The organism is Sorangium sp. So ce296 (genome assembly GCF_051529605.1).
Lineage (GTDB): Bacteria > Myxococcota_A > Polyangia > Polyangiales > Polyangiaceae > Sorangium > Sorangium cellulosum_D.
In genome coordinates this window covers 7499093-7511080 of record NZ_CP150325.1, presented here as the reverse complement: position 1 = coordinate 7511080, position 11988 = coordinate 7499093, and the positions used below count along the sequence as shown (strand labels likewise).

General features: G+C 74.1%; 1 protein-coding gene (running past one end of the window). It reads right to left on the bottom strand.

The annotated features are described in order from the left end of the window. Nucleotides 1-80 precede the first annotated feature (80 nt). A protein-coding gene (locus tag WME98_RS27915; protein WP_437944752.1) for an SDR family NAD(P)-dependent oxidoreductase crosses the window boundary here: on the bottom strand, nt 81-11988 show its 3' portion. 6419 nt of this gene lie beyond the right edge of the window; the window shows 11908 of its 18327 coding nt (coding positions 6420-18327); its start codon lies beyond the right edge, outside the window; it ends in the stop codon at nt 81-83.

The following is an 11988-nucleotide window of genomic DNA, read 5'->3' as shown; positions in this document are numbered from 1 at the left end:
GGCCATGGGCGCACGCCCGTTCGACCGCTGCTCAAGCAGCTCAGCGAGAAGTTCGCGCTTGTGATCCATGTCGTGATCTTTCACCAGCGTGAGCGTCCCCCGTTCAGGGTGGGATTCATGTGGATGAGGTTGTTGAGGAGGTTCTCGACCTGCTGATCCGAGAGCTGCGCGATCCGCCGGCGCACGTCGCCGCCGGGCGCCGCGGCGGCCCTGGCGTCATGGCCACCGTTGTCGCGAGGCGCCGGCGGGGTCGCGTCCGCGCGCGCTCCGCGCCCCGGGTCGGCCGCCCCCTCGTGCGCTGCGGCCGCTCCGCTCGACGTCGGGCCGAGCACCCGCGCGAGCGCGCCGCGGTGCTCCGCCAGAAGGTACGCCGACAGGCGCTCTGCGGTGTTGTGCTCGAAGAGCATCGTCGCCGGCAGCGGGCCCAGATCGCGCTCGAACCGGGCGTTGATCTCCTGGCTGATGAGCGAGTCGATCCCGTAGCGCTCGAGGGTCGCGTCGGGCCGGATCTTGGCCCCGTCGCTCTTCAGGACCTCCCCGAGCACGCGGGTGACGTACTCGAGCGCGCGCCCGTGAAGATCCTTGTCCGAGGCCGAAGCTAGAGCGGCCGGTCGGGCCGGCTCCCCGGAGGGCTCGGACGCACGGGTCGCCGCCGCAGGCGCCGTGGCGGGCCGAGCCACGTCCTGCCGCGGTGACGCCGCATCGCGCTCGGAGACGAGGACGACCTGGGCGGCGTCCTCGGGGCGCACGCCCGGGAGCGCGAGCGCCCGCGTGGCCGAGAAGCCGCTCTCTCCGAGGACGCGCTCCCACCCGGCCACGCTCAGGAGCGGCGCCCAGGGTAGTCGCTCGTCCTCGTAGAGCCACCAGCCGCCCGTCAGGCCGAAGGTCAGCGTGGCGAAGTCCCGGCGCCGGCAGCCCTCGTTCAGCACCAGCAGCCCGCCGGGCTGGAGCAGCGCGCGGATCTCGCCGAGCGTCCTGCCGATGCGGCGGGTCGCGTGGATGGCGTTGCTGGCGAGCACCACGTCGACCGTGCCCAGCGGCACGACGGACGTCTGGCTCGCCCGCTCGGCGTCGACGACCTCGAACTCCACGAACGGATAGGTGGCGGCGAAGCGGGAGCGCCCGAACTCCGCGAAGCCGCGCGAGACGTCGGTGTAGAGGTACCGGACGCGCGCGGCGTGCGGCTTCAGGGCCTCGAGGACGAAGGCGGTCGTGCCCCCGGTGCCGGCCCCCACCTCGAGGATGCGGACGGTCGCCGAGGGATCGTCGGCGAGCCGCGCCCGGACGTAGGCCTCGACGACGCTCGCCGTGACGCGGTTGAAGTAGTCGATGACCGCGTTGCCCCGGTAGATGCCCTCGACGCGCTGCATCCCTCCCCCGGGGAAGAGCACCGCCATGTGATCCTTCTCGCCGCTCACGACGCCCGGGAACGCGTCCACGCAGACCTCGAGCAGCGAGACCGCGGCGCCGGCCTCCGGGTGCTCCTCGAGGATGCGCGCGCGCGCCTCTTCGAGGCGGGGCTCGGCCTCGTCCGGGGCGCGCAAGACCTCCACGGCGTCGCCGGCGAGGCGCAGGTAACCGGCGCGCGCGAGCACGTCGAGCGACGCGTCGACCAGCCGGCGGTAGCCGTCCAGCACGCGCAGCCGACGGCGGAGCTCATCGCGGCCGAGGCGCGCCGGGCCGGGGGGCAGGGCGCCCGCCCGCACCAGGGTCTCCCGCAGCATGCGCGCCGTGAGGCGGTCGATGGCGGTCGCGGCGGATTCGTAGTGCTGGACGACCCCGGCCTCGATGCCGGGGAGCACGGCCCGCTCGACGACCCTGTCCACCCAGGGCGGGGGGGCGGCGGGCTCGCCGCCGCCGCCGTGGCCTTCGCTGCCGTCGCCCTGGAGGAGGTCGGGGCGCTCGCTGATCCTCCTGTCGGCCCGGATCGCCATCACCTGGACGAGGTCGTGGGCCAGGATGCGGCGGAACGCCTCCACGCCCTCCTCGGGGCGGATGGAGCCGATGCCCATGGCCGCCATGCGCGTCGCGACCTCGGCGTTCGCGACGATGCCCACGGTGCCCCAGTAGCCCCAGTTGATGATCCGGACGGGGAACGGCGCGCGGCGCGCGGTGGCGTGCGCGAAGGCGTCCTCGAAGGTCGACGCGGCGGCGTAGTTGCCCTGCCCGGCGCTGCCCGCGAACGACTGCGCCGAGGAGAAGAAGGCGAGGAAGTCGAGCGCCTCCCCCGCGAGCGCCTCGACGAGGTTCACCGCGCCGTCGACCTTGGGGCCGAGCACCGCGCGGAGCTCGCCCTCGGTCATCCGGAGCAGGGATCGATCCTCGAGCACGATCGCCGAGTGAACGGCCCCGTCGATCCGCCCGAATCGCTGCCGCGCGGCCTGGACCGCCCCGTCCATCGCGCGCCGGTCGGTCGCGTCGACCTGGAGGTAGAGCACCTCGCCGCCCGCGCGGCGGATCTCGTCCATGTCACGGCGCCGCTCGTCGTCGAGGGGGCTCCGCCCGAGCCACACGAGCCGCGCGGAGAAGCGCGCCGCGAGGTCGCGGCTCAGCGCGAGGCCGATCCCCTTGGCGCCGCCGATGATGAGGTAGACGCCCCCGCGCCGGAGCGGCGCTTCGGGCCGCGGCGCCAGCGTGACCTTCTCGATGACGCGAACGAAGCGCCGGCCGTCGCGCACGGCCACGTCCTCGCCTCCCCGCTGGCGAGGCTCGCGCAGGAGCGCGGCCAGGAGCGCTCCCCACGCGTCCGGCCCCGCCCCGGGCCGCGCGCCCTCGAGGCTGACGTCCACGCACGACACGTCCCACCCGGAGAACTCCTTGGCGATGGCCTTGGTGAGCCCGTGGACCCCTGCGGCGCGGGCGTCGAGCGCCTCCTTGCCGGTCACCGGGTGCACGTCGTTGGTCGCCACCACGAGGCGCAGGGGCTCGCGCTGGAGGCCTGCGTCGATGAGCCCCTTGATCAGACGGAAGAGGGCGATGACGCTCCGCTCCTGGACGTCGCGGAGGTCCCCGGCGCTCCTGCCGGTGGGCAGGAGGCTCGCCAGGAAGTAGATGCAGTCGATGCTCCCGGCGCGGGTGAGCAGATCCTCGAGCGCGGCGGTGTACCCTTTCGGATCCTCCGCCGGGATCTCGACGGAATCGGGCGCCCGCCGGCGGTGGCGGGCGCCGACCACCACCTCGGCGATGGCAGCGCCCGGGTGGAGCGCGGCGACGCCCTCCTTGAGCCCGAGGCGCTCGTCGGCGTGGATGACGAGGACGCTCCGCATCGCGGCGCGCTGCTGGGGCAGCGCCGCGCCGTAGGGCTGCTCGACCCACCGTGGCGTATAGAAGAAATCGGCGAGGGGATCGCGCCACGGCCGCAGCGAGACGTCCCGCAGCACGGCGCACACCTCTCCCGCGAGGTCGAGCAGCGTGACGTGGAACCGTCGCTCCCCCGCCAGCTCGAGGTAGGAGAAGCCGCCCGCGCCCACGGGCCGGTAGACCTCGACCTCTTCCGCCGAGAAGGGCAGCAGCGCCTGCTCTTCCTGTCCATCCAGCACGAAGCCGGCGATCGCCTGCAGCGCTGCGTCCGCGAGCGCCGGGTCGAGCCGATAGCGTTCATGGCCCTTGGCCTCTGCCGGCAGCCGCAGGACGCCGAGCGCCTCGCGGCGGTTGCCGGAGACCTCCGCGAGCGCCTGGTAATCGCCCTGGTACACGATACCGAGCCCCGCGTACTGCGCGTAGACCTCGTCGTGGGCGAGGCGGCGCGCGCAACGCCTGCGGATGCTGTCGAGGTCCACGCCGCGCGGCGGCGCCGGGTCGGCCGGGCACAGGTCTCCCTGGGCGTGGACCTGGCGCGCCTCGGGCCTGCCGCTGGTCACCTCGAAGCGGATCTGGCCCTTGTCGTCGCGCAGGCGCACCTGCACCTCGACCAGATCCCCGACGGCGAGGGGGCGGAGCCAGCGCACCCGCCTGAGGGCCCACGCCGCCTCGTCGCCGGTGGCCGCCAGCGCCGCGAGGACGAGCTCGAGGTACGCGACCGCGGGCAGGATGGCCTGGCCCTGCACCCGATGGTCGCGCACGACCGGGTCGTCGGGCGAGAAGGTCTTTCGAAACACGAGACCCTCGCCCAGGCTGCCCCGCCAGTCGGCGCCGTCGAGGAGCGGGTGGGAGCCGGCATGCGCCACGGGCGCGCTGCTCCTCTGCTGCTCCTCGTCGTCGATCCAGTAGCGCTCCCCCTGGAAGGGGTACGTCGGGAGAGAGGTGCGGAGCGCGTCCTCGTCCGCGAAGAGGGCCTCCCAGTCCGGGTCGTACCCGCCGACGTAGGCCTCGGCCATCTCGAGCAACGCCTGGCGGCGCCTGTCCTCGGAGCCCCCGGCGCGAGCGCACGCGTCCTGCGCGCGCGCCCCCCGCGCGCGCGCCTCGCGCACCGTCGCGTGGTCCGAGGGCACTTCGCCCCGGCGCGCGTGCGGCTGGGCCTTGCCCGCCAGCGCGGCCTCGAGCGACGCCCTGAGCTCGCCGGGGTCGCGCACCACGAAGGCGCTGCGGAGCTCGAAATGGCTGCGCCCGGCGCCCAGGGTGAAGCTGACGTCGCCGAGCCACAGGTCGTCGCCCTGCCTGCCGAGCCACCCGAGCAGCTCCTCGATCCGCCTCCGAAGAGCAGCCTCGTCCTTCGCGGAGAGGACGACGAGGTGCGGGCGCGAGCGCGCGCCGCGCCGCTCGGGCGCCGGCGGCTCTGCGAGGACCGCGTGCGCGTTGGTGCCGCTGAACCCGAACGAGCTGAGGGCGGCGAGCCGCGGGCCGCCACCGCGCCGCTCCCAGGGCGTGAGCGCCGTGTTGACGTAGAACGGGCTGCTCCCGAAATCGATGTGCGGGTTCGGCGCGTCGAAGTGCAGCGACGGCGGGATCTGCCGGTGGCGCATCGAGAGCGCCACCTTGATCACCGACGCGACGCCGGCGGCCATGTTCGCGTGCCCGATGTTGGTCTTGACCGAGCCAATCGGGCAGCGCGCCCGCTCGTCGCTGTACGCCGGGAACGCATCCTTGAGCGCCTTCAGCTCGATGGGGTCGCCGAGCGGCGTCCCGGTCCCGTGCGCCTCCACGTACGAGATCTGGTCGGGGTCGATCCCGGCGCGGCGGTAGACCTCGAGCTCGAGCGCGGTCTGGGAGCGCGCGCTCGGCGCCGAGATGCCGTTCGTCTTGCCGTCCTGGTTCGCGCCGACCGCCTTGATGACCGCGTGGATGTGATCCCGGTCGGCGAGCGCGCGCGCGAGGGGCTTGAGCACGACGACGCCCACCCCCTCGCTCATCACGATGCCGTCGGCCGCGCCGCTGAACGTCGCGCATTTGCCGGACGGCGAGAGCACCGAGGCGTTGCTCGAGACGATGAGGAAGTCGGGGGAGAGCATCAGGGTGACCCCGCCCGCGATCGCCATGGTGCATTCGCCCGCGAGCAGGCTCTGACAGGCGAGCCAGATGGCAACGAGGGACGACGAGCAGGCCGTGTCCACTGCGATGGCCGGGCCCTTGAGGTCGAGGTGATAGGCGATGCGCGCGGCGAGGACGCTGTTCGACAGGCCGGTCAGCGCGTGCCCCGTCTTCCGCCCGCGCGCCCGCTCCACGTAGTCGCGCGCGCTGGCGCCGACGAACACACCGCACCGGCTGCCGGCCAGGCGGCGATCCGAGTAGCCGGCGTCCTCCAGCGCCTTCCAGGACTCCTCGAGGAAGAGCCGCTGCTCAGGGGCCATCATCTCGGCCTCCTTCGGGGAGACGTGGAAGAACTCGGCGTCGAACCGGTCGATGTCCGTGAGGAAGCCGCCCCACTTGCAGTAGGTCCGGCCGGCTGCGCGGGGATCCGGATCGAACACCCTCGCCACGTCGAAGCGCTCGGGGGGCACCTCCGTGACGCTGTCGACCCCGTGGGCGAGGTTGTCCCAGAACCGATCGAGATCGGGGGCGCCGGGGAAGCGCCCGGACATGCCGATGATCGCGACGTCCTCGGCCATGGTCACCGTGGCGCCTCCGCCGATGGAGGCGGCGCGCTCAGCGGCCGTGCGCTCCAGGGACACGGCGTTCACCGCCGCCACGCGCGCGTGTCCCACGTCGACGTCGGCCGCGTCCGCCGCGGGCGCGGCCGCCGCCGGCGCTGCCGCGGGCGCTGCCGCCGCCGGCGCTGCCGCGGGCGCGGCCGCCGCCGGCGCTGCCGCCGTGGCCGGAGCGGGCGGCGGCGCGCTGGCGCTCCGAGCCGGCTCCACCGGGGCAGCCTGCTCGGACGAGGCGACCGCGCGCGAAGCAGCCGGCGTTGCCGATCCCTGCCCTGAGAGCTCCCCCGGCAGCGGGCGTCCCGCCTTGACGAGCTCGGCCTGGACCCGCTCGGCCAGCGCGTTCAGCGTCGGGTGGTCGTAGAGCGCGATCGCCTCGAGGTTCAGGCCGAAGGTGCGGTTGATGTCGCGAATGATCTCGACGCCGCTGATGGAATCGACCCCCATCTCCTGGAACGGCAGATCTGCGTCGACCTCGTCCTCGATCTGGAGAGCGTCGGACAGAACGCCCCGGAGCCGGCGGAGGATGGCGGAGATCGCGTCGGCGGCCGCGACCGGCGCGGGGGGAGCCGCGGACGCCGGCGCCGGCGCGGCGGCCGCTGCGGCGCGCGGCGCGCTGGCCTCAGCCGCCTGCCGCGCGGGGGCGGACGCCTGTACGGCGACGGATTCGCCGACGGGGCGTTGCTCGAGCGTGCGCGCCGCGCTGGCGTACGAGGTGCCCTCGCGGCCCGGATCGACCGGCTCGGCCCCGAGGACGCCAGCGCCGCCGGCGCCGAGCGTCGGCGCGCTGGTGTGCTGGGCGCCGGCGGTTGCCCCGCGCGTCGCCGGCTGCCCCGCGGCGGCGACCGGCTGCAGGCTCGCTTTCGCGAAGTGCTCGCGGATGCGGTCGCGCACCTCGGGGATCGCGAAGGTCTGCCTGTGCATCTCGATCTCGGCAGCGATCACGCGGGGGAGCGCGGCGAGCGTGCGGCCGGCGAGCTCTTGCTTGAGGATGACGAGGGACTCCCTCGGCTTGTCGGCCAGCCGGCGCGCGATGGCGAGCGCCTCCGCGTGGACCTCGGCGGCGGGGCGGAAGATCGGAGAGGAGCGCCGCTCCTTCAGCTCCCGCCCGGTGAACGAGCGCGCGACGTACATCATCTCCGTCGCGAGCGGGTTCCCGAAGCGCTCGGCGAGGATGAACGTGGCGCCGAGCCCCGGCGTGAAGCCGTAGCTCATGAAATTCGCGCCGTAGACCGCCTCCTCGGCCATCACGACGATGTCGGCGTAGAGGCCGAAGCAGAGGCCCGCGCCGAGCGCGTGCCCCTGCATCGCGGCGATCACTGGGACCTCGCAGCGCAGCAGCCCCTCGTAGAGGAACGGCAGATCGGAGTACTTCGCGTTCCCGTCCGCGATGTCGATCAAGCCCTCCTCGGTGCCGCCCATCATGAAGACATTGCCCCCGCCCGTGAGGACCACGGCCTTGATGTCGGTGCGGCCCTGGATCTCGCGGAAGCGCGCCAGCAGGCCGAGGACGAGGCCCTCCGAGAACATGTTGCGGTGGGCCACGTCGTTCATCTCGATCCATGCGATCGAGCCGTCGACGATCTGCAGCGTCACCTCGTCGCCCTGGTAGGACCACGCCCGGCGCTCCCAGACCTCCGCGAACGTGGGGTCGGCCGCCGGCGCGAGCTCCGGCTTCCCGTCGCCGTCCAACCTGCCCCTGTCCGCGCTCGAGGAGGTGTCGAACCAGTACCGGGGCCCTCGGAAGGGGTACGTCGGGATGGACGCCCTGCGAGGCCGCGGCTCGCCCTCGAAGAGGGGCTGCCACGCGATCCGGGCGCCGCCGGTCCAGAGGCGCGCCAGCGCGTCGAGATCGCGCTCGGCGAGGGCGCGCAGCGCCGCCGCGTCGTCGCCCTCTGCGGGCGGCGTCCGTCGGCTGACGTGGCCGCGGTGGACGCCCGGGCGGATCGGGCCGGCGCCGAGCGCGGCGCGGAGCTTCTCGATGAGCTCCTCGTGCGTTCCGGCGGCGACCGCGAGCCGGCACTCGAACTCCTCCCGCCCGAGCATGAGGGTGAAGGCGATGTCGCGCAGCGAGGGCAGCACCTCGCCGCCGCGCGCCCTCCGACGCTCGAGGTAGGCGACGAGCGCTGCGGCAGCGTCGCGCAGGCGCTCCTCGTCGCGGGCCGACAGGAGGATGAGCTCGGGCCCGGCGTGACCGCTCGCCGAGGCCGCGGGCGTCGGGACGTGCTCCTCGAGCACCACGTGGGCGTTGGCGCCCCCGAACCCGAAGGAGCTCACGCCGGCGCGCCGCGGCACGGGGTTGCCGCTCGGATCGGCGAGACGCTGCCACGGGCGCGTGCGCTCGACGGCGTAGAAGGGGGTCCCCTCGATCTGGAGGTAGGGGTTGAGCTCGACGAGGTGCGGGTTGCCCGGCAGCACCCCGTGGCGCATCGACAGGACGACCTTGATCACGCCGGCGATGCCGGCGGCCGGCTCGAGGTGGCCGATGTTGGCCTTCACCGACCCGAGGCCGCAGGTCGCGCCCGCGCCGCCCGCGCTGGTGCGCCCGAACGCCTTCTTGAGCCCCTCGACCTCGACGGGATCGCCGAGCTTAGTGCCCGTCCCGTGCAGCTCGACGTACGTGACCGTCTCGGGGGCCACGCCCGCGTCCTCGTACGCGGCATGGAGGAGCGCGGCCTGAGCGTCGGCGTTGGGGGCGGTCAGCGAGTGGGCGCGCCCGCCATGGTTCACCGCGGCGCCGCGGAGGATCGCGTGGATCGGATCGCCGTCGGCGAGCGCCGCGGAGAGCGGCTTGAGGAAGAGGACGCCCACGCCCTCGCCCTTGACGAACCCGTCCGCGCCCGCGTCGAGGGTGCGGCACCGGCCCCGGGGCGACAGGACCTCGAGCTGGCTCGCGCCGATCATCGTCGACGGCGCGAGCATCAGGCTGACGCCGCCCACGAGCGCCGCCTCGCACTCGCCCGCCCGGAGCGCGCGGACGGCGCGGTTCAGGGCGACGAGGCTCGCGGAGCAGGCCGTGTCGACCGCCTCGCTCGGGCCGTGCAGGTCGAGCACGTACGAGACGCGGTTGGCGATCATCGTGTGCGCGTTGCCCGTGACCACCTGCGCCCGGTAATCGGCGCGCGAGGACAGGAGCATCTGGTAATCGTTGAACTGCACGCCGGCGAACACGCCGACGGCTCTTCCGGCCAGCTCCGACGCGCGGTGGCCCGACGACTCGATCGCTTTCCACGCGTGCTCGAGGAACAGGCGCTGCTGGGGGTCCATCAGCTTGGCCTCGAGCGGCGAGATGCGGAAGAAGGCGGCGTCGAAGCGATCGACGTCGGCGATGAAGCCGCCCCACCTCGAGGTCGACTGGCCGCGCTCTGCACCGAAGTGCGCGCGCCAGTCCCATCGCTCCGGCGGCACCTCGGTGATGAGATCCCGCTCGGCCACGAGGTGCTCCCAGAGCTCGTCGAGGTCCCGCGCCCCCGGGAACACGCCGCTCATCCCGACGATGGCGATGGCGTCGCCGTGGGCGTCCGAGCCCCGACGGGCCCGGCCGATGGCGCTCGGCTCCGATCCGGGCGCTCCGGACGGCGCCTCGCGGGCGGATGGCGCCTCGCGGACCGATGGCGCCTCGCGGACCGATGGCGCCTCGCGGACCGATGGCGCCTCGCGGACCGATGGCGCCTCGCGGACCGATGGCGCCTCGCGGGCCACCGCGAGCGGTGCCTCGAGCGGCGAGGCGCTGACCTCAGCCCCACGAGCCGCCTGTGGCAGGCTCTCCTCGAGACGGAGCCCAGGGCCGAACGTCTCCACCAGGTGGGCCGCGAGGCTCCGAACGGTGTTGTGGCTGAAGAACACCGTCGGGAGGACCTCGACCCCGTAGCGCCGGCTCATTCGATCGGCGAGCTCCGTGAGCATGAGCGAGTCGAAGCCAAGCGCCCCGAGGTTGTCGTCGAGCTCGAGCTCGCCGATGTTCACCTTGAAGTGCGCGGCCATGATCTTGCGCAGATCCGCCTCGATCTGCTCCCGCGCGGGGCCCGCCGCCCCGCTCCGTCTGCCGGCGGGCGCCTCGCGCGTCGCGCCGTCCGCGGAGGCTGCATTGACGGACGGTCGCGCTCGAGGCGCGGAGAGCCCCAGGATCGGGGCGAGGAGCGACAGCTCACCGATGAGCGGCATCACCTGGACCGGCCCGCCCGCGAGGATCACGTCGAACGCCTCGATACCGTGGCGCTCCTCGACCAGGGAGAGCCCCGAGGAGCGCAGGTACCGCTGCTCCAGCTCCGGAGCGAACCGCATGCCCCCGTCGCGCCAGAGAGGCCAGGCGATCGACGCCGAGCGCCCGCGGCGCAGGCCGCGCCGCCGCAGGCCCTCGCGGTGCAGGCAGTAAGCGTCCATGAACCGATTCGCGACCGCGTAATCGCCCTGGCCCATGTCCCCGAGCCAGGACGAGGCCGAGGAGAACGCGACGAAGAAATCGAGCGGCTCGCCCGCGGTGACGGCGTCGATCGCCGGCGTGCCCACGACCTTCGGCCGCAGCGTGGCCTCGAACTCCGCAGGGCTCTTGTCGGTCAGCAGTCGCCCCGTGATCACGCCCGCTGCGTGGATGACGCCGTGCAACGGCCCGAAGCGCCGCTTCGCCTCCGCCAGCGCCGCCTCGAGATCGCGCGTCCGCGTGACGTCCGCCTGGCGGTACATGACCTCGGCGCCGAGGACCTCGAGCGACGCGAGCTCGGCGCGCAGGCGCTCGTCGAGCGGGGATCGGCCGAGCAGCAGCAGCCGCGCCTGGCAACGGCGCGCAAGGTGGCGCGCGAAGATCCGCCCGAGGCCGCCGGCGCCGCCCGTGATGAGGTAGTGCCCGCGATCGCGGAGCGCCGCGCCGTCCTCGCAGGGGATCGGTTCGGCCGGGCCGAGGCCGCGCACGTAGCGCTCGCCGCCGTCGTACGCGACCTCGCGGTGCGGGTCCCCGCCCGCGTCGGAGAGCTCCCGGTCGAGCAGGTCGACGAGGCGGCGCTCGTCGAGATCCCCGGGCAGCATCAGCGACAGGTAGCGGACCTGCGGCAGGAGCGGCCGGAGCGACCTTCCGTAGGCCGCAGCGGCCTCACCCAGGGGCTGGTCGCCCGCGGTGACCTCGCGGTCGCCGCGGTACACGAGGACGAGCCGCGTCTCGGACGCGGGCGGCGCTGCGCACATCGCGCGGACGAGCAGCTCGACGGCGCGGATCCCGTGCGCGATCGCCTGCTCCGCGTGGGCCGCGTCCGCTCTCGCCCCGGCGGACAGGCGCCACGGCCAGAGCAGCACGAGAGCGGCCGGCGCGCGCCCCGATCCGGCGAGGTGCGCCCAGAGCTGCCGGTAGTCGTCCGGGCTGCTCGGGTCGACGGCGATCGCGTCCGGCGCCGAGATCTCGAAGCGTGACCCCGGGCGGACCCAGAGGATCCGCCGCGCGCCGTCGAGGCCGCGGGCCTGCTGCTCGCGCACGAGCCGAGCGTCGAGATCGAACACCACGAGATCGCCGCCCGGCCACGCTCTCGCCGTGGCGCTGGGCAGAGGGGCGCGGTCCCAGCGCGGACCGAAGTAGGCGAGCCGACGCTCCTGGTCCGCCGCCGGCAGGCTCGGCCTCGGCGCCTCGGCGGCGCGCGGCGACACCTCCGCCGGAGCCTCTGCCCAGAAGCGTTGGCGCACGAACGGGTAGGTCGGCAACGAGACGGTGCGGCCCTCGTCAGGGAGGGCGCGGTCCCAGTCGATCTCCGTGCCCACGACGTAGAGCTCGGCGAGCACGGCGCTCTTCTTGTGCTGCTCGTCCGGGGGCAGCGCTCCGTCGCCGAGCTCGCGGCAGAGCGAGGCCGCCAGCTCGTCGAGCGAGCGGCGCAGCCCTGCGAGGGAGCCCCGCCCCTCGCTCGTCACGAAGCACGGATGCCGCCCCTCCTGCTCCACCGCCCGGATGGCCTCGAGGAGCTCCTGCGCATCCCGGGCGACGAAGGCG